7 protein-coding genes are annotated in these 19,810 nt (G+C 78.2%); 3 read left to right on the top strand and 4 right to left on the bottom strand.

The genetic code is table 11. The features are described 5' to 3' along the window. Nucleotides 1-140 precede the first annotated feature (140 nt). Genes PED38_RS07875 through PED38_RS07860 form a run of 4 tightly spaced genes read right to left on the bottom strand, consistent with a single transcriptional unit; the run spans nucleotide 141 to nucleotide 15,697 of the window. Entirely contained in the window at nucleotides 141-2,093 is a 1,953-nt protein-coding gene (locus PED38_RS07875; RefSeq protein ID WP_270980713.1) for a Gfo/Idh/MocA family oxidoreductase, read from the bottom strand. Further along, a complete protein-coding gene (locus tag PED38_RS07870) occupies nucleotides 2,090-3,226 on the bottom strand; it encodes a saccharopine dehydrogenase NADP-binding domain-containing protein (protein ID WP_270980712.1) in 1,137 nt (378 codons plus the stop codon). Before PED38_RS07870 ends, PED38_RS07875 begins: the two co-directional genes overlap by 4 nt. 58 nt (nucleotides 3,227-3,284) lie before the next feature. Then, nucleotides 3,285-8,861, bottom strand: coding sequence for a non-ribosomal peptide synthetase (locus PED38_RS07865; protein ID WP_270980710.1), 5,577 nt, complete (start codon nucleotides 8,859-8,861; stop codon nucleotides 3,285-3,287). Continuing rightward, complete coding sequence (locus PED38_RS07860) at nucleotides 8,858-15,697, bottom strand: non-ribosomal peptide synthetase (RefSeq protein ID WP_270980708.1); 6,840 nt, start codon at nucleotides 15,695-15,697, stop codon at nucleotides 8,858-8,860. The genes PED38_RS07865 and PED38_RS07860 overlap by 4 nt, the downstream gene beginning before the upstream one ends. 99 nt (nucleotides 15,698-15,796) lie before the next feature. Here PED38_RS07860 and PED38_RS07855 point away from each other — a divergent pair, with 99 nt between their 5' ends. Genes PED38_RS07855 through PED38_RS07845 form a run of 3 tightly spaced genes read left to right on the top strand, consistent with a single transcriptional unit; the run spans nucleotide 15,797 to nucleotide 19,809 of the window. Continuing rightward, nucleotides 15,797-17,494 carry a (2,3-dihydroxybenzoyl)adenylate synthase gene (locus PED38_RS07855; RefSeq protein ID WP_270980706.1) on the top strand — a complete coding sequence of 566 codons (1,698 nt, stop codon included), beginning with the start codon at nucleotides 15,797-15,799 and terminating at the stop codon, nucleotides 17,492-17,494. Then, nucleotides 17,487-18,266 carry a 4'-phosphopantetheinyl transferase family protein gene (locus PED38_RS07850; protein WP_270980704.1) on the top strand — a complete coding sequence of 260 codons (780 nt, stop codon included), beginning with the start codon at nucleotides 17,487-17,489 and terminating at the stop codon, nucleotides 18,264-18,266. Before PED38_RS07855 ends, PED38_RS07850 begins: the two co-directional genes overlap by 8 nt. A gap of 10 nt (nucleotides 18,267-18,276) precedes the next feature. Further along, a complete protein-coding gene (locus PED38_RS07845; RefSeq protein ID WP_270980703.1) occupies nucleotides 18,277-19,809 on the top strand; it encodes a salicylate synthase in 1,533 nt (510 codons plus the stop codon). Nucleotide 19,810: the final 1 nt, after the last annotated feature.

The following is a 19,810-nucleotide window of genomic DNA, read 5'->3' as shown; positions in this document are numbered from 1 at the left end:
GTGCTCGGGTGCGGGTGCGGGTGCGGATGCGGGTGGGCGGTCGTGCGGATGCTCGTGCGCGCGGGTCGGCGGTCGGGAGGAGCGTAGCCCTTGTTGAGAACGATCCGCGATAAGAGCGGTATCGGATGGGGAGGGACGCGTCACCCGGCGGGCGGATCCGCGCGCCGCGGGACGAACGCGGCCAGCGGCAGGGAGGCGTCGGCCGCGGCGGGCAGGCGCACGAGGTCCATGCCGGCCTCGCGGGCGAGCTCCTCGAGGCCCACCGGATCCCACGAGTAGGCGTCGTGCACCTCGCGCGCGCGGCCGCCCGGCTCGACGCTCCGCCAGCGCGTGCGCAGGGCGAGCAGGCCGTCGGGCGCGGGATCCGACCGGAACCACCACTCGAGCTCGTCGTCGCCCACGCGCGTGCGGGCCAGCCGCGACTCGGGCACGCGCGCCTCGGCCTCGAGGCCCATCGTCTCGACGACGACGATCCCGTCCGGCAGGAGCCGCGCGGCGATGCGCTCGAAGAGCCGTGCGCGCTGACCGCGATCGAGGTGGCCGAGCACGCCGCAGAGCAGCACCGCGGAGAGGCGGTCGGGCAGGTCGAGGTCGGGGGCGGATCCGGCGGTGACGGTCACGCGCTCCTGCAGGCCGGGGGCGTCGAGGATCCGCGCGGTCAGCACGGCCCGCAGCGGCTCGGACGGCTCGGCGGCCACCACGCGCGCCTCGGGATGGGCGCGCGCGACGGCCCGGATCACGACGCCCGTCCCCGCGCCGATGTCGAGCACGGGCGCCCGCGACAGGTCGCGGCCCTCGAGCAGGCGGCAGACGGCGGCGGCCGTCAGCTCCGCGTGCGCGGCGGCGGCGAGGTCGAAGAGCTCGGCGGCGGGGCCGTAGGGGTCGGCGGGTGCCGGATCGGCCGAGCCCGCATCGCCCTGGCCCGGATCGGCGGAGGCGCCGGACGCGTCGGGCCCGCCCACCGCGCCCGCCGGTCGCGGATCCGCCGCCGGCAGGATCGCCTCCGCCGTCACGCGCGGCGGCTCGCCCGGGCGGATGCTCCGCGGCGGGCCGAGGCGGCGCGTGAGGTCCACCCAGGCGCGCGCCATGGTGATGTCCGCCTGCGCCGCGCGGAGGGCGTCGCCGTCGCCCGCGCGGATCTCCGCCACGAGCAGCCCGAGCGCGTGCGCGACCGCCTCCGGCCAGACGTCGTCGAACAGGTCGCCCGTGGTCGGGGCGGGCGCGTCCGGCCAGGAGGCGAGCCGCGGCAGGGAGCGCCGGGCGGGATCCCCGTCGAGGTCGAGCCGGCCGGCCGCGTCGCGCCGGGTGAACAGGGCCGGGCTCCAGGTCACGGGCCCGTGCACGTCCGCCAGCGTCAGCACCCCGGCCTCCGAGGCGAGCGCGATCCGCGGCCAGAGCAGCGCGTGGTTGTCGCGATCGGCGGGGTGCAGCTCGTCGTGGATCCGCAGCGAGAGCGGCACGCCGCCGACCACGCCCTCGATCGCGGTGAGCGGCGACGGCCGGGCCTCCAGCGCGGTCAGCTCGCGCGGGCGCTCGACCGGATCCGCGAACGCCCACGGCCGGAGCCCGCCGACCGCCAGGCCGAGGACGTCGACCAGCGGCTGCAGCAGGTGCACGGGGCCGGCGGCGTCCACGTGCACGATCGGGCTCCGCGCGCGCAGCCGGGCGGCCGACGCGAGGAAGCCGCGCGTCGCGCGCACGTGCCGGTAGTGGGTCGTGAGGCGGTAGCGCACGCCGGCCTTCCGGGCCGCGCGGGCGGCGGCGGTGATCTCGTCGGGGTGCGCCGGGTGCTCCTGCAGCACGTGGATCCCGCGGGCGAGGAGCGCGAGCACCAGGTCGGTCCCGGGCCCGCCCTGCACGGCGGATCCGACGGCGACCGAGGCCACGTCGACGTCGGCGGGCAGATCGGCGACGTCGGTGTAGAGCGGCACGCCGTGCGCCGCCGCGAGGGCGCGGGACGCCTCGCCGCCGCGGGCGAGGATCCCGGCGAGCCGGAGCCCGGGCACGGCCCCGACGGCACGGAGGTGGATGCGGCCGAAGCCCGTGCCGCACACGACGATCCGCAGCGGGCGGTCGTCGGCGCCGCCCGTCACAGGTCCTCCTCCACCATCTCGCCCGCGTCGCCGGCGTCGTCGATGCGGGTGACGGTGCTCGCGCCCGACGCGGCGACGAGGTCGAGGACGCGCTGCGGATCCAGCACGTCGTGCGCGAACCCGACGCCCGGCGGCACGGCACCCGCGCGGATCTCCCGCACGGTGATGGCCGCGAGGTGGCCCGCGAGCACGTAGCTGTCGTCGCTGTGCAGCACGATCGCGCGCTCGACGGGAGCGCCGTCGGCGTCCGTGCCGCGGACGGAGACGGCGAGCACATGGAAGGGCCGGGTGCCGAGCAGGTCGAGGTCGCCCGCGCGGATGAGCGCGTCGGCGGCAGCCGCCGCGCCGTCCGCGCCCGCGAGCAGCGCGGGCAGGCGGTTGAGGGCGTCGCGCACGGCGGGGCCCGGGTGCACGTTCCACCACGCGGCCTCCGCGAAGCCGCGCCCGCGCGCGATCCGCTCGGTCTCGGCGGAGAGGTACGGCTGCAGCGCGACCCGGCCCGGGAAGAAGGGCGCCGTCGCGTCCTCCTCGGCGCGGAGCGCGCGCTCGACCCGCCGGCCGCCGGACCAGGCGGCGAGCGGCGTGCCGTACGCGGTGGATCCGGGCCCGCCGGCCGCGAGCGACAGCGGCACGTCGAGCGCGACCCCCGGCGAGCACGCCTCGATGCCGCCCACCCAGCCGCGCAGCCGCAGCGGACCGCGCAGACCTTCGGCGGCGAGCCGCGGCAGGAGGCCGGAGAGGCCCGGGACCACGCCCGTCGACACGACCGCCCGGCGGCCGTCGCGGACGGCGGCGTCGGCGAGGCCGCGCGCGACGAGGCCCGCGCGCACGGGCTCCTCCCCGCAGACGTCCACGTAGTCGGCGCCCGCCTCGAGCGCGGCGGCCGCGATCCGGTCGCAGAACGCGAAGGCCGGGGCGGCGCAGTGCACCACCACGTCGGCCCCGCGGCAGAAGCGGGCGAGCGCGTGGTCGTCCATCAGGTCGACGGTCACGGCCTCGACCGCGCCGCCCGCCTCCTCGGCGAGCGCGCGCAGCGGCGCGGCGCGGCGTCCGCCGAGCCGGAGCGGCTCCTCGGACAGGGCGCGGAGGGCGAGCACCGCGGGCCGCCCCACGGCGCCGGATGCCCCGATCACCGCGATCACGCGAACACCGCCCGGCGCGTGAGGCGCGGGAGGGCCGACGGCACCGCGATCACGCGATCACCGCCCCGCCCGTGACGCGCGTGAGGATCGAGAGCACGCGCGGCGCGTGCTCCACCGACAGGCAGTCGTAGTGGTCGCCCGGGATGTCGACGATGTCGAGCTCGCCGAGCGCGAGCTCCTCCCAGTAGTCGGTCACCGCCTCCCGGCTGCCCGGGAACGGGTACGCGCCGCTGTGCCGGAGGAACGTGATGTCGCCCGCGTACGGATCCGGCCGGTAGCGCGTGATGGCGAACACGCTCTGCCGGAAGGTGCGGAAGAAGCGCGTCATCTGCTCCGGCGTGTAGCTGCCGGACGCCGGCGGCACGACCTCGCACATCCGCGCGATGCGGGCCCGGCGCGGGATGCGCGACAGCTCCAGGAAGGCCCGGCCGATGTCGGCGAACTCCCCGTCGAGCGACGCGTAGCCGTCCACGGGCATGACGCCCGGGGTCTTCTCGAGGATGCGCGCGCCCGCCGCCGCGATGCGCCACGGGTCGGCGGGGAAGCCGAGGTCGACGGGGTCGATGCCGATCATCATCGCGAAGGAGTACTCGGACACCATCTCGTCGTCGAGCCGGAACGCGGGGCTGTGGCTGCTGATCGCGGTGAACGACGCCACGTCGGCGCCGACCTCCGTGAGCGCGCGCGCCACCTCGGTGGCGACCAGGCCGCCGAGGCAGTAGCCGACGACGTGGAAGGTGCGGATCCCGGTGGCGAGGAGCTCGCGGGCGTACTCCGCGGCGATCCGGTCGATGAGCCCGTGCGGGTCGGCGTCGAGGAAGGCGTCGAGGTCGGGGACCTCCACGCCGTACAGCGAGCCGGTGCCGCGGGACCGGCGGCGGATCTCGGTCATGAGCGCGCGGTACGGCATGATCGTGCCGATCCCCGCGTGGACGAGCACGGTGGCGGGCCCCTGGCCGGATCCGGAGAGCAGGCTCACCGCCGGCGTCGCGGGGGCGTCCCGCTCGCCCGCGGCGCCCTGCCCGGCCTGGCGCACGTAGCCGGCGAGCCCGGCGATCGTGGGCCGGCGGAGCATGTGGCGGAGCACCACGTCCCACTCGAGGTCGACGACCTCGGGGAGCTGCTCCCGCATCCGGCCGACGAGGCGCGCCACGAGGAGCGAGTCGCCGCCGAGCGCGAAGAAGTCGTCGTCGCGGCCGATGCCGGGGCGGCCGAGCAGCTCCGCCCACAGCTCCTGGAGGCGGCGCTCGACGTCGTCGCGGGGCGCGTCGGATCCGGCGGCGACCGCGGCGGCCGGCGCCTGGTCCTCGGCGAGCCGGGCGAGGGCCGCCCGGTCGACCTTGCCGTTCGCGGTGACCGGCAGCGCGTCGAGCACCTGCCAGCGGCGCGGCACCATGTACTCCGGCAGCCGGTCGGCGGCGTGGCGGCGGAGCGAGGCGGCCCGGAGCGGCGCGCGGTCGGCCTTCACCTGCGCGAGCAGGAGGTGCTGGCCGAGGCCGGAGAGCGGATCCTCGTCGGCGGGCACCTGCTGGATCCCGCGGGCGCCGAGGTCGCCGAGCATCGTCCGCCACTCGGCGGCCTCGAAGAGCAGCGCGTCGCCGGCGAGCCGGGCGTCGGCCGGGCCGCCGGCTCGCACCTCCATGAAGTCGGTGGCGATCATGAGCGGCGGGTTGTCCTCGCGCGTGCTCTCGATCACGGCGAGGTGGCCGTGCGGGGCGAGGAGCCCCTGCAGCCGCCGGAGCGCGGCGGGCACGTCGGGCACGCCGTGCAGGCCGTTGGAGCAGATCACGACGTCGTAGGAGTTCGGACGCTGGCCCTGCGGCAGGGGGTCGGCCGCCGGGTCGAAGGCCTGGAACCGCACGCCGGGCCGGTCGGGGTGGCGCTCGCGCGCCTCGCCGACGTGGAACATCGAGGGGTCGGTGAAGACGTACTCGACGGCGCGGCCCGCGAGGGCGGGGATCAGCTGGTCGGCCGCGCCGCCCACGCCGCCGCGCACCTCGAGGATCCGAAGCGGCTCGTCCGGCCCGTGGCCGCGGGCGTCGTGCCGGTCGGCGAGCGCGACGACCGCGGCTGTCAGCGCCGCGGTGAGCAGCCGCACGCCGAGGTTGTCGCGGTAGGCCGCGCCGATCGCGTCGCTCGGGGCGCCCGGGTAGAGCAGCTCCGCGATGTCGAGGTCGCCGCGCACGAGGTCCCCCAGCGCGAGGCTCGACGCCTGCACGTGCCGGAGCAGCTCGGCGCTCCAGCCGATCTCCCGCTCGGCCTCCTCCACCCGGGCCCAGGCGCGGGCGACCCGTTCCGGATCCGGGGAGAGCGCGCCGCGGTGACGCCCGTCGTCGTCGCGCTCGATGCGCCCGCGTCGCGCGAGCGCGCGCAGCCAGCGGCGCACCACGACGCGGTGGGCGTCGCTCGCGCCGAGGAGGCCGGCGACCTCGTCGTCCGTGAGGGGGATCGCCGGGTCCACGAGCGCGCCGGCCGCCGCGAGCGTGCGCTCGATCACGAGGAGCGCGTGCTCGTCGAAGCCGGCGAGGAAGGCGCCGAGGGCGTCGGTGTCCACATCGGCCGCGGCGACCGCGAGGGCGGCGCGCGCGGCGCCGGCGGGGGCGTCGTCGTCGGGCGCCTCCGTCGGCGCGATCCGCTCGGGCTGCACGATCCCGACGAGGTGGCGGCCCGCGGCCCCCTCGGCCACCTGCACGGCGCAGTCGGCGACGCCCGGCTGGGCGAGCACCGCCGCCTGGATCTCCGCCAGCTCGATGCGGTAGCCGCGGATCTTCACCTGCGCGTCCTCCCGCCCGAGGAGCTCGATGCTCCCGTCGGGCAGGTAGCGGCCGATGTCGCCCGTGCGGTACTCGCGGTCGCCCGTGGCGGGATCCACGCCGAAGCGCGCGCGCGTGCGCTCCGCGTCGCCGAGGTAGCCGAGCGCCACGCCCGCGCCGCGGATGAGGATCTCGCCGGGCACGCCCTCGGGCCGGTCACGCCCGTGGTGGTCGACGACGGCCAGGCGCTGGCCGCGAAGAGGTGTGCCGTACGGGATGCTCGGCAGCAGCCGGTCGACCTCGTCGATCACGTGGTGCACCGACCAGATGGCGGCCTCGGTCGCGCCGCCGAGGCTCACGACCGTGAGCTCCGGGTGGCCGGCGCGCATGGCGTCGGGCAGGGTCACGGGGATCCAGTCGCCCGAGAGCAGCGCGAGCCGCAGCGTGCTCGGGGCGTCCCCCGCCGCCGCGCCGCCGGTGGCCGCGACCGCGTCGCGGTAGTCCTGCAGCATGCGCGCCTGCGCGGGCACGGAGTTCCAGAGCGTGACGCGATGGCGGGCGATGAGCGCCGCCCAGTGCGACGGGTCGTCGCGCCGGCGCGGGTCGGGCAGCACCAGCGCGCCGCCGGCGCCGAGCACGCCGAGCACGTCGAAGACCGACAGGTCGAAGCCGAGCCCGGCGAGCGCGAGCACGCGGTCGTCGGGGCCGACGCCGAAGCGCTCGCGGATGTCGACGAGCGTGTTGTGGGCAGCGTGGTGGGAGAGGATCGCGCCCTTGGGGGTGCCCGTGGATCCGGACGTGTAGATGACGTAGGCGGGGTCGCCCGGGTCGACGCCGTCGCGCCCGGCGGCGGCGGCCGGCCGGGTGGCGGCGGGCTCGAGCGCGTCGACCGCGATCCGCTCGATCCCTGTGGGCCAGTCCTCGGGCGCGCCGACGAGCGCCTGCTGCGTGAGCACCTGCCGGATGCCGGCGTCCGCGAGCACGGTGTCGCGGCGGATCCGGGGCTGGGCCACGTCCACGGGCACGTAGGCGCCGCCCGCGAGGAGCACGCCGACGACGGCGACGACCTGCTCCCAGCCGCGCGCGGCCACGATCGCCACGCGGTCGCCCCGGCGGTGCCCGGTGGAGCGGAGCCGCGCGGCGACGGCGGCCGCGCGGCGCACGAGCTCGTCGTGGGTCAGCGTGCGGTCGGGCGCGATGACCGCGGGCGCGTCGGGCCGGGCCTCCGCCGCCGCGAGCAGCGGCTCGTGCACGAGCGCGGGCGCGACCGGATCCCCGGTGTCGCCCACGCGGATCCGCAGCTCGCGCTGGTCGGCGGGCAGGTCGACCGCGACCGGCCGGTCCCAGTCGCCCGGGTCGTCGGCGAGCGCGCGGACGGCCGCGATGAAGGCGCCGAACGCGGCGTCGGCCACGCCGCCGGCGAGCACGCCCTCCCGCACGTCCCAGCTGAGCTGGAGGCCGTCGGGCACGCGGAGAGCCTGGCAGTCGATCCACACCTGAGGCGTGCGCGTGACGGCCGCGGTGATCCGCCCGCCGTCGCCCGTGGGCGCGTTCGCGGCGTCGCCGGCCAGCGCGCTCGTGAAGACCACGGGCGCGAGCGCCACGTCGCGCGTGTCGCCGCCGCGTCGCCGGGTGAGCTCGGCGAGCAGTTCGGTGCCGCCGCAGAGCGGGTGGGCGAGGTCCTCCAGCAGGCGGGCGGAGAGCGCCCGCATCCGCTCGACGGCGGGGAGGTCCTCCGTGAGGTCGACCTCGAGCAGCTCGACGGACGTGAAGTCGCCCACCACGTGCTCGGCGCCGGCCGCGAGACCGCCGCGCTCGGAGACGGGCAGGTTGAGGACGAAGCGCGCGCCGCGGCTCCACCGGCCGATCGTCTCGGCGTAGGCCGCGAGCAGGACGCCCGTGGGGGTCACGCCGGCGTCGGCGGCGGCACGGTCGAGGCGCCGGGCGGCGGCGGGGTCGAGCACGGCCGACAGGCGGCGGAACCGGGCGGGGGCGGCCATCGGGTCGTGGTCCGCGAGCGGCAGCTCCGGCGCGGGCGGCAGGTCGTCGAGGCGGCGCCACCAGTAGGAGCGGTCGCGCTCGTACGCGGCCGACGCCGTGAGCGCGCGGCGGGCCAGCACGCAGTCGCGGAAGCCGGTGCCGTCGGGCGATCCGGGCAGCTCGGCGGCCGGATCCTCGACGAGCGTGCGCAGCTGGTCGAGCACGAGCTGGAGGCTGGCGTGGTCGATCACGAGCAGGTCGACGGCCAGGTGCAGGCGCACGGCGTCGTCGGCGCGGGTCACGACGGCGCGCACGCGCGGCCAGCCGGGGTCGCCGCCCGTGCCCTGCGCGAGCTCGGCGCGCACGGCGTCGAGGCGGTGCCCGATGGAGGCGGTGCCGAGGCCGCGCAGGTCGTCGACCGGCACCTCGACGGGGCCGGGGTCGGCGAGCACGCGCTGCGAGCCGTCGGGGTGGATCTCGGCGCGGAGCATGCCGTGGTGCGCGACCAGGCGGATCCACGCGTCGACGATGCGCGCGGGATCCGTCGACGCCGGCCACGACAGGTCGAGGTCGGCGGTGCACGCGACGCCGCCGTACGGATACGCGTCGGTGCGGCCGAGGAGGTAGGCGGTCTGCACGGGGGTGAGCGGGAACGGGTCGTGCGCGGCGGCCGGGTCGGCGCGGGGGGCCGCCTCGCCGGGGCCCGCGTCGTCCGCGCCCGTCGCGGCCCGCCGGTCGAGGATCGCGAGCACGTCGTCCCGGTGCCGGCGGATGAGCTCGCGCCGGTCGTCGTCGATCACGCCGCGCGGGCCGCGGAACCGGATCCGCCCGTCCTCCGCCCAGAGCCGGACGCCGCGGGCGTTGAGGTCGTCGATGAGCTGTTCAGCGTTCACAGGTCTCCGCTTTCGAAGAGGTCGGTGCCGGCCGGGGCCGGCGTGCGGGCGGGTGCGTCCGCGGGGGCGGATGCGGGGGTGGTGGTCGCGGGGGCGGCGGTCGCGGGTGCGACGCGCAGGCGGTCGATGCAGGCGGCGTACGCCCGCACGGTCGGCTCCTCGAGGAAGCGGCGCACGCCCGCGTCGACGCCGAAGCGGCGCTGGGCCGCGGTCACGAGCCGGAGCATGGCGAGGCTGTCGCCGCCCGCGGCGAAGAAGCCGGCGTCGGGGGCGGGCGGGGTGCCGAGGATCCCGGACCAGAGCTCGGCGAGGGCGGCCTCGGTGGGGGTGGCGGGCGTGGCGGGGCGCGCGGCGGCGTCGGCGTCGGTGCTGGTCGCGGCGTCGGGCCGCGCCGGATCGGCCTCGGCGTCCGCATCCGCGAGCGCACGCCCGAGCGCCCGGACGTCCACCTTCCCGTTGGCGGTGAGCGGCCACGCGTCCACGAGGTGGACGCGGCGCGGCATCGCGTACGCGGGGAGCCGGTCGGCGGCCGTCGCGGTCGCCGCGGCGAGCACGGCGGCCGCGTCGTGCCCGTCGTCCGGCTCGATCGCCACGTGCAGGTGCCGCCGACCGGCCGTCCCGTCGACCACGAGCGCGATCGCGCGCCGCACCCCGGGCGCGGCCGCGTGGGCGGCCTCGATCTCGCCGAGCTCCATCCGGTGCCCGCCGAGCTTCACCTGGCGGTCCGCGCGGCCGAGGAACTCGAGGATCCCGCCGGGCCGGTACCTGCCGGTGTCGCCCGTGCGGTACCAGCGCCCGCCGTCGATCTCGACGAACGCGGCGGATGTGCGCGCGGGGTCGCCGCGGTAGCCGCGGGCGAGGCCGCGACCGCCGATGACGAGCTCGCCGGGCACCCAGTCGGGGCAGTCCCGGCCGGACGCGTCGAGCACGCGGAACGCCTGGTCGGGCAGCGGGCGGCCGTAGGGCGCGGACGCCCAGCCGTCGAGCGGCCCGTCCACCTCCCAGGAGTTCGACCAGATGGCGGCCTCGGTGGCGCCGCCCAGGGCGACGAGGCGCGTGTCGGGCCCGGCCGCGCGGATCAGGCGCCCGTGCAGGTCGGTGCCCACGCGGTCGCCGGAGACGAGCGCCGCCCGGAGCGTACCGAGCAGGCCGGGCCGGTCGTCGGCCGCGACGAGGAGCATGTCGAGCAGCATCGGCACCGTGTCCCACAGCGTGACCCCGTGCTCGTGCACCAGGTCGAGCCACCGCGGGGCGTCGCGCTCCTCGCCCTCCTCGGGGATCACGAGCGCGCCGCCCGCGCCGAGCACGCCGAGCACGTCGAAGACGGAGAGGTCGAAGTCGAGGGCGGAGAGGGCGAGGATCCGGTCGGCCGGGCCCATGTCGAGCATCCGGCCCACCGCGTCGACCGTGGACCACGCCGCGTCGTGCGCGATCTCCACCCCCTTGGGCTCGCCCGTGGAGCCGGAGGTGTGGATGACGTACGCGAGCGCGGACACGGGGGGCCGCACCGGCGCGGCGAGCGGCTCCTCCGCGGCCGCGTCGGCCGGGCGGAGGAGGGCGGGAGCGTCGGGGGCGTCGCCGCCCGCCGCGGCCGGGTCGTCGGCGATGACCAGCCGGATGCCCGCCGCGCGGTGGATCGCCCGCCGCCGGGCGGGAGGCTGGCCGACGCCGATGGGCGCGTACGCGGCACCCGCGCTGAGGACGCCGAGGACGGCCGCCGCCTGGTCCGCGCCGCGCGGCAGCGTGATGCCGACGAGGTCGCCCGGCCCGAGGCCGCGCCGCTGGAGCGCGCCGGCGATCCGGAGGGCGCGGTCGGCGAGCTGCCCGTGCGTCACGACGCGTGCCGACGCGCCCGTGCCCGTGATGAGCGCGGGCGCGTCGGGCGCCCGGAGCGCGGCCTCGTGCACGCCGTCGTGCAGGAGCCGGCCCGGTCGGGGGGCCGCGGGCGCCGCGGCGCGGGCGCGCGCCTGGTCGGCGGGCGGATCCGCGGGGAGCGGCGCGTCCCAGTCGGCCGTGGCGAGGTGCTCGAGCGTGGCCACGTAGGCGGCGACGAGGGCCTCGACGAGGCCGGGCGGGAACGCGTCGTCGCGGGCGTCCGCGTCGATCCGCAGCCCGCCGTGGTCCTCCAGCACCTGCACGTCGAGGAGCACCTGCGGGGACTGGGACACGCCGTGGATCCGCTCGCCGAACGACCCCGACACGTCCGCCGAGACGCCGTGGCCGATGCCGGCGCTGCCGCCGTCGCCGACCCCGATCGCGCTCGTGAACACCACGGGCACCGGCGCCACGGCCGTGCCCTGGAGGCGCGCCCGCTCCCGGAGGATCCACGACGCGGGCGCCTCGCGGTGGTCGAGGTCGCCGGCGAGGCGCTCCTGGAGCCCGCGCGCGGCCTCGGCCGCGGAGTCCGCGGCGCGGTGGTCGAGCAGGGTCAGCCCGGTGAAGTCGCCGACGAGGCGCGGCATGTCGGGATGCACGTCGCGCCGGTCGAAGAGCGTGAGCGTCATGGTGAGGTCGCGCTGCCCGGTCCAGCGGGAGAGCACGTGGCCGTACGCGGTCGCGAGCATGCTCGTGGGCGTGAGCCCGGCCGCCCGGCAGCGGTCGCGGAACGCGGTCCACCACCCGGCGTCGAAGCGGTGCGCGCGGCGCGTGAAGCGCGGGGCCGGATCCGCGGTGGCGAGCGGCAGCCTGGGGGCGTCGGGCATGTCGGCGAGCCGTGCGCGCCAGTGCTCCTCGTCGGCGCGCAGCCGCTCCGGATCCGGGCGGGTCTGGAGCACGCAGTCGCGGAAGGTCAGCTCGGCGGGGGCGGGCGGGAGCGGCAGCCCGCGCACGAGGAGGTCGAGCTCGGTGTACAGGATCATGATCGACAGCGCGTCGACGACCGCGTAGTCGAGGCCGATCCCGATGCGCGTGCGGGTGCCGCCCCGGCCATCCGGGTAGCGCACGGCGTCGAGGTCGAAGAGCGGCCAGACGGCGAGGTCGTGGCGGCGGTGCGACGTGCGCTCCCGGAACGCGGCGAGCTCGCGGGTCACGGCATCCGGATCCGCGTCGGCCGGCACCTCGCGCACGTCGACGTGCACGGGCGGCACCTCCTCGAGCACGCGCTGGGTGCCGTCGGGGTGGATGACCGTGCGGAGCGTGGGGTGGCGGCGCACGAGCTCGTCGAACGCGGCGGCGAGGCGTTCGAGGTCCTGGCCCCGGCCGTCGAACTCGGTGTGGTGGTACGTGCCCACCCCGCCGAGCGGGATGCGGGGGTCGCGGCCCACGGCGTACGCGCGCTGCACGTCGGTGAGCGGGAACGGGTCGTGGGCGTGCGCGGGGTCCGGCACGATGCGGGCGCGCGCGTCCGCGGGCTCCGGTTCCGTGAGGTGCAGCGTCGCCGCGAAGTCGGCCAGCACCGGGTGCCGGAAGAGCGCGGCCACGCTCGCGTCCGTCGCGCCCGCGGCGCGGAGGGCGGCGACGCTGCGGGTCGCCTGGAGGGAGTCGCCGCCCGCGGCGAAGAAGGAGTCCGCGCGTCCGCACGGGGCCCCGAGCAGACCGGTCCAGACGCGCGCGACGAGCCGCTCCTCCGGCGTCAGCGGGGCGTCGTCCACGCGCGGCGCGGGGGCCGGCCGCTCGGCGAGCTCGGCGGTGATGCGCGCCCGGTCGACCTTCCCGTTGGCCGTGAGCGGCAGCGCGTCCCGCACGATCACGCGCGCGCACGCCATGGACGGCGGGAGCAGGGCGCCCGCGTGGGCCGCGACCTCGTCGGGGACGACGACCGCGCCGGGCTCGGGCACCACCATCGCGGCGAGCGCGCCCTGGACCGCGACGACGACGGCGCGCTGCACGCCCGGGGCCGAGGCGAGCGCCGCCTCCACCTCGCCGGGCTCCACGCGGTGCCCGCGGATCTTCAGCTGGTGGTCCGCGCGGCCGAGGAACTCGAGCACCGGCCGCCCCGACGCGTCGCGGCGGTACGCGGCCCGGTCGCCCGAGCGGTACCAGCGCTCGCCGTCGATCGTCGGGAAGCGGGCGGCGGTGAGCTCGGCATCGCCGCGGTAGCCCGAGGCCAGCGCGTGCCCGCCCACGAGCAGCTCGCCGGGCACGCCGTCGGGGCGGTCGCGGCCGCGCTCGTCGACGACCCGCAGGCGCACGCCGGGCAGCGGGTCGCCCCAGGGGAGGCCGCGCGCGGACGACGCCGGATCCGCGGCGTCATCCGGCCGGGCCTCGTGCACGGTGGAGTGGATGGTCGCCTCGGTCATCCCGCCGAGCGCGACGAGGCGCGCGGCGGGCGCGCACGCGGCCAGCCGGCCGGGCAGATCCGCCCCCACGACGTCGCCGCCGAGCAGCACGAGCCGGAGGGGCAGCGGCCCCTCGGCGGTCGCGGTGAGCAGCATGTCGAGGAGCGCCGGCACGGTGTTCCAGACCGTGACGCCGTGCGCCCGCACCAGCTCGCGCCAGCGGTCGGCGTCGCGGCGCTCGTGCTCGGCGGGGACGACGACGGCGGCGCCCACCGAGAGCGCCGCGAACAGGTCGTAGACGGAGAGGTCGAAGTCGAGCGCGGAGAGCGCGATGGTGCGGTCGTCGGGGCCCACGGGCGCGACGACCGCGAGGGAGCGGAGGGTGGCGACGACGGCCCGGTGCGGGACCTCCACGCCCTTCGGCCGACCGGTGGATCCCGACGTGAAGAGCAGGTAGGCGGGGGAGTCGGGGGCCACGGCGACGGGATCCGCCAGCGGCACGGCATCGCGGGCGGCCCCGAGCGCGAGCACGGGCGGGCCGCCCGGGCCGGCGGCCGCCGCGGAGACGGCGACCAGCTCGTCGTCGGCGAGGACGCAGGTGATGCCGCTCCCGAGGATCGCGGCGCGGCGCGCGGGCGGCTGGTCCGGTCCCACGGGCGCGTAGCAGGCGCCGGCGAGCAGCACGCCGAGCACGGCGGCGACGCGATCGGGGCCGGCCGGCGCGGTGATCGCCACGGTCGCGCCGGGGCCGACGCCCTCCGCGCGCAGCAGCCCGGCGACCCGGCGCGCGTGCTCCGCCAGCTCGCCGTACGCGACCGCGCGGCCGTCGGATCCGACGAGCGCCGTCCGCGCCGGATCCTCCGCCGCCCGCGCGAGGAACGCGGAGTGCAGGAGGGCGCCGCCGGCATCGGGCGCCGGCGCCGGCCGCTCGCGCGCGAGCCGCGCCCGCACGTCGCCCGGGGCGGGGACCGCGAGCGCCGGCAGGTCCCACGCACCCGGCCGCTCGTGCACCAGGCCGTCGACGAGCCCGCGGTACGCCTGGAACGCGGCCTCCATCGCCGGCTCCTCGAGGATGTCGACCCGCACGTCCCAGTTGACGAGCAGCCCGCCCTCGAGCTCGGTGACCTGCGCGTCGAGCCACACCTGCGGGCCCTGGGAGATGATCCAGACCGGCTCCCCGAGCGCGCGGCGGATGGGCGCGTCGTACAGCTCGCCCAGCCCGATCGCGCTCGTGTACACGACCGGGGCCAGCACGGGGCTCCCGCCGTCGCGGCGCGCGAGGTCGCGGAGCACGTCGACGCCGCCGTAGCCCGCGTGCGCGACGGCCTCGCGGACGCCCTGCTGGATCCGCCGCGCGTCGTCGCGGAACGACCGCTCCTCCGAGAGGTCGACGTCGAGGAGGATCGAGGTGCTGAACTCGCCGACGAGCAGCTCCAGCCCCTCCTCGTCGCCGCGGTCGAGCACGGGGAGGTTGAGGAGGAAGCGGGCCTCGGCCGACCAGGCGGCGACGACCTCGGCGAACGCGGTCGCGAGCACGGCGGCCACCGTCAGCCCGCGGGCGCGCGCCGCGGCCTCGAGCAGGCGCAGCTCGTCCTGCCCGATGCGGTGGTGCAGCCGGCGGGAGCGCGGCGCGACCGCGGATCCCGGCGCGTCGGCGCGCTCCGCGGCGGCCGGCGCGGCGTCGGCCCGGACCGGCAGCGCGGGGCCCGCGGGGAGCTCGGGCACGCGCTCGCGCCACCACCGCGCGTCGGCGGAGGAGCGGGACGCCTCGGCGCGCGCCGCCCGGGCGGCCAGCTCCGCGCGCACGTCGCGGCGGATCGCGGGGAGAGGCCGCCCGGGCTCCTCCACCAGCGCGCGGAGGTCGGCGAGGAGCACCCGGAGGCTGATGGCGTCCCCCGCGAGCATGTCGAGGTCGACGTGCAGGCGGCAGTCGCTGCCGGGCAGGAGCGTCAGGTCGACGCGGAGCACCTCGCCGCGCTCGACGTCCATGCGGCGGTGCGTGCCCGCGTCGCGCATCCGCGCCAGGCGCTCCGCCACCGCGTCGGAGGCGAGGCCGCGGAGGTCGTGGACGCGCAGCCGCGCCGCGGGCGGCTCCTCGCCGGCGGGCAGCGGCTGCTGCGTGCCGTCGTCCCGGAAGCGCATCCGCAGTGACGCGTGCCGCGCGACCAGGGCGGCGAGGGCCGCGCGCAGCCGATCGGGATCCAGCTCCGCCCCGTCGAGCTCCACGTAGAAGTGCGCGGCGACGGATCCGGAGGGCTGGCCGGGCTGGCGACCGAGCCAGTACGCGTGCTGCAGCGGGGTGAGGGGGGAGGGCGCCTCGGGGTCGAGAGCGGGGGCCGCGGCGGGAGCGTCCGCATCCGCCGCATCCGCCGCATCCGCCGCGGCGCCCAGCAGGCGCTCCCACGCGCGGATCGTGGGGTCGGCCGCGAGCCGCGCGAAGTCGGCCGCGCGGCCCTCCCGGCGCCAGCGTCCGGCCAGGCGGATGAGCGCGGTCGACTCGAGCCCGAGGTCCACCAGGTCGTCGTCGAGGCCGACCTCGGCGGGGTCGAGGCGCAGGGCGCGGGCGACCTGGTCGCGCAGCAGCTCGACGGGAGGGCCGGAGGGGATCCGCTCGGTCATGTGCACGCTCCTCGGGCTCGGTCTGTTGAGAATCGTTATCATATGGCCGGTCGTCGCGTCCGTGCGGCGACCGTCCACGGCACGAGGGAGGCCCCACGCATGCACGAGCACGAGCGCGAGCACGAGGGGCGTCCCGGCGGGGAGCCCGAGGGCGGATGCGCGGCCTGGGCCGCCGGCGTGGTCGCGGACGCCCGCGCCGCCGGGCGGCAGCCGGACGTCCGGCTCGACGGCATCCTGCGGCGGAGCGCCGCCCGCGTGCCCGACCGCACGGCGCTCGTCGGCGGCGGCGGTCGCTGGACCCACGCCGAGCTCGACGCCGAGGTCGACCTCGCCGCGCGCGGGCTCGTGGCATCGGGCATCCGCCCCGGCGACCGGATCCTCGTGCAGCTCGCCGACGGCGCGGCCTTCGTCATCGTGTGGAACGCGCTCGTGCGGGCCGGCGCCGTGCCCGTGCACGCGATGCCCGCCCACCGGCACATGGAGCTCGCCCACCTCGCGTCCGGCAGCGGCGCGCGCGGCATGGTCGTCGCGGAGCGCGTGGGCCGCGAGGACGGCCGGGACCTCGCGGAGGGCGTGCGCGCGGCCTGCCCCGGGCTCGACCTCGTGATCGTCCACGGCCCCCGGAGCGTCGCGGGCGCGCTCACCTGGGAGCGGATCCGCGAGCTCGGTGGCGAAGACGGACGCACCGCCCCCGCGCTCGCTCCCGTCGCGCCCGACGGCGAGCCCCGGCTCGCGCTCCTCCTCCACTCGGGCGGCACCACGGGCCTGCCCAAGCTGATCCCGCGCCATCACGCGGACTACTCCTACAACGCGTGGGCGGCGGCGCGCGCGTCCGGCATCGGCCCCGACTCGGTGCTACTCGCCGTGCTGCCCGTGGCCTTCAACTTCACCCTCGCGTGCCCCGGCGTGCTCGGCGTCCTGGGGGCGGGCGGCACCGTCGTGGTCGCGCCCGATCCGGATCCCGCGACCGCCTTCGCGCTGATCGCCCGCGAGCGCGTCACCCACGTGCCGCTCACCCCCACGCTGGCGCGGGCGTGGATCGACGAGGCCGCGCACACGACGGCCGACCTCTCGAGCCTCCGCGTCGTCCAGGTCGGCGGCGCCCGGCTCGACGACGTCACGGCGCGCGCCCTCGAGCCCGCGCTCGGCGCCACGCTCCAGCAGGTCTACGGGATGGCCGAGGGGCTCATCTGCATGACCGCCCTCGACGATCCGCCCGAGCTGCGCTGGGGAACGCAGGGCCGGCCGACCTCGCCGGACGACGTGCTCCGGATCCGCGCCGCCGACGGCTCCCTCGCGGCCGACGGCGAGCCGGGCGAGCTGGAGACCCGCGGGCCGTGCACGCTCACGCGCTACCACGCGGCCCCCGCGGCGGACGCGACGGCCTTCACGCCCGACGGCCTCTACCGCACGGGCGACGTCGTGCGGCTCCTCCCGTCGGGACACGTCGTGGTGACGGGCCGCGCCAAGGACCAGGTCAACCGCGGCGGCGAGAAGTACGCGGCGGCGGAGATCGAGCGCTACCTGCTGGCGCTGCCGGCCGTGCGCGCGGCGGCCGTGGTGTCGGTGCCGGATCCCGACCTGGGCGAGCGCGCCGTCGCCGTCATCGCCTGCACCGGCCCCGCGCCCGACCGCCGCGCCGTCGTCGCGCACCTCCGCGAGCTCGGGGTCGCGGCGTACAAGCACCCGGACCGGGTGGTCGTGCTGCCCGAGCTGCCCCTCACCGCCGTCGGCAAAATCGACAAGGCCCGGGTGGCGGCGCTGCTGGCCGCGGGCGACGACGGCCGCGGTGCTTGAGGCGATCCTCCCCGCCGGCGCGGTGCTGGCGGAGGAGCGGGGACCGGCGGGCCAGCACGCCCTGCACCCCGCCGAGGCCGTCGCGGTGGCCCGCGCCGTCCCGTCGCGTCGGCGCGAGTTCGCGGCGACCCGGGCCTGCGCGCGCACGGCGCTCGCGGCGCTCGCCGGGGGCGCATCCGTTGCCGCAGCCCCGGGCGCATCCCCGGGCGCATCCGCGGTCCGGGACGACGCGTCGGTCGCGATCCCGAAGGGCGTGGGCGGGGACCCGGTCTGGCCGCGCGGGGTGGTCGGCAGCCTCACGCACTGCGCGGGGTACCGGGCCGCCGTCGTCGCGGGCACGGACGCGTTCCGCACCATCGGGATCGACGCCGAGCCGCACGCGCCCCTGCCCCGGGACGCCCGGGACATCGTCGGCACCGCGGCCGAGCGCCATCCGGATCCGCCGCTCGGGCCCGGCGTGCACGCCGACTGCGTGCTCTTCAGCGCCAAGGAGTCCGTGGGCAAGGCGCACTACGCCCGCTACCGCGAATGGCTCGGCTTCCCCGACCTCCACGTGACGCTCCACCCGGGCGGCGCGTTCACGGCGCGTCGGAGCGCACCCGGCCCCATCCCGTTCCCCGCCTACCGCGGCAGCTGGCTCGTCATCGACGGCCTCGTCCTCACGTGCGCGTGGCTCGCCGTCCCCCGCATCCCGTCCGCCGTCCGCGGCGATCGTCCCGTCCCCGGCGGTCAGTCCGCCCCGGGCATCCCGTCCGTCCCCCGCCCCGCCTGAAGGAGTCCCCATGCCCGCAGCCCCCGTGACCCGCGCGACCGAGCTGTCGATCACCCGCGACCCGCTCGGCGCCGCCGCCGACCTCGCGCGCACCTTCCGCCACGAGCCGCACGTCATCCTCGAGGAGGCGGGGCGGTTCTCCTGCGCGATCGGCGCGTGGGCCGAGGTCGTGGTGGACCGACGGACCGTCCGCCTGCGCGTCGCCGGCGAGGAGGACGTGGTCGTGCCGTGGCGGGAGCAGCCCCTCCGCGAGGTGGAGCGGCTGCTCGACGGCCTGGGCCCGGATCGCGGTCGCGCCTACGGCACCGCGTGCTTCGAGCTCGCGCGGGCGCACGCGGGCATGCCGGTCGCCGAGGAGGCGGGGGAGCTCCTGCACGTGATCCTGCCGCGCACGGAGGTGCTCTTCGCGGCGGGCAGCGCCACCGTGCGCTCGGGGGACGCGCGCGAGGCGGCGGAGGTGGTCCGCATCCTCCAGGCGCCCGAGCCGATGCCCGTGGCCGAGCCGGTGCCCGTGCCCGTGGCGGAGTCGGTGCCCGCGCCCGCGGCGGAGCGGGAGCCGGAGCCGGAGCCGGAGCGCTCCGGCCTCGCCGACCCCGACGACGGGCGCGCACGCTACCTGGCGGCCGTCGCGGAGGGCATCGCGGCGATCCACGCGGGGGAGCTGCAGAAGGTCGTCCTGTCGCGTCGGGTGCCCGTCACGGGCGAGGTGGACCTGCCCGCCACCTTCGTGCGCGGACGCCGGGCCAACACGCCCGCGCGCTCCTACCTGCTCGGTCTCGGCGGCGTCGAGGCGGTGGGCTTCAGCCCCGAGATCGTCGTGGCCGTGGATGCCCGGGGCACCGTGCGCACGCAGCCGCTCGCCGGCACGCGGGCGCTCGTGGCCGACGCCGGCGAGTCGCGGCGGCTGCGCGAGGAGCTCCTGGCGGACGTCAAGGAGATCCACGAGCACGCCATCTCGGTGAAGCTCGCGGTGGAGGAGATGGCGCCCGTGTGCCGCCCGGGCAGCGTGCGCGTCGAGGAGTTCATGGTGGTGGAGGAGCGTGGATCGGTGCAGCACCTGGCCTCCCGCGTGGCGGGCGAGCTGGTCGACGGGCTCACGCCCTGGGACGCGCTGGCCGCGCTGTTCCCGGCCGTGACCGCGTCCGGCGTCCCCAAGCGCGCCGCGTTCGACCTCATCCGCCGGCTGGAGGGAGGCGACCGCGGGCTCTACGCCGGTGCCGTCCTCCGCATCGACGCGGACGGCGCGCTCGACGCGTCGCTGGTGCTGCGGACGCTGTTCCGCCGCGGCGACGCGACGTGGCTGCAGGCCGGCGCGGGCGTCACGGGGTCGTCCCGTCCGGCGCGCGAGCTCGAGGAGACGCGGGAGAAGCTGGCGAGCATCGCCGACCACGTCGTGCGCGCGCACGGTGCGGCAGACGCGCACGGTGCGGCAGGCGCGCACGGTGCGGCAGGCGCGGCCGACGCGGCCGGTGCCGCGCGGGAGCCGGCCGACGCTCGCGCCGTCGGCGTGCGCGCGCCGCGCGGAGCCGCCGCCGCCCGGTGAC

Origin of the sequence: Clavibacter sp. CT19 (genome assembly GCF_027858075.1) — a bacterium.
GTDB classification, from domain to species: Bacteria; Actinomycetota; Actinomycetes; order Actinomycetales; family Microbacteriaceae; genus Clavibacter; species Clavibacter tessellarius_A.
The sequence above is the reverse complement of the archived record's forward strand: the minus strand, read 5'-3'. Positions and strand labels throughout refer to the sequence as shown.

Excerpts from the sequence above, each read along its gene's own strand:
- PED38_RS07860 (WP_270980708.1), bottom strand. The coding sequence starts at position 15,697 with ATGACCGAGCGGATCCCCTCCGGCCCTCCCGTCGAGCTGCTGCGCGAC.
- PED38_RS07855 (WP_270980706.1), top strand. The coding sequence starts at position 15,797 with ATGCACGAGCACGAGCGCGAGCACGAGGGGCGTCCCGGCGGGGAGCCC.
- PED38_RS07845 (WP_270980703.1), top strand. The coding sequence starts at position 18,277 with ATGCCCGCAGCCCCCGTGACCCGCGCGACCGAGCTGTCGATCACCCGC.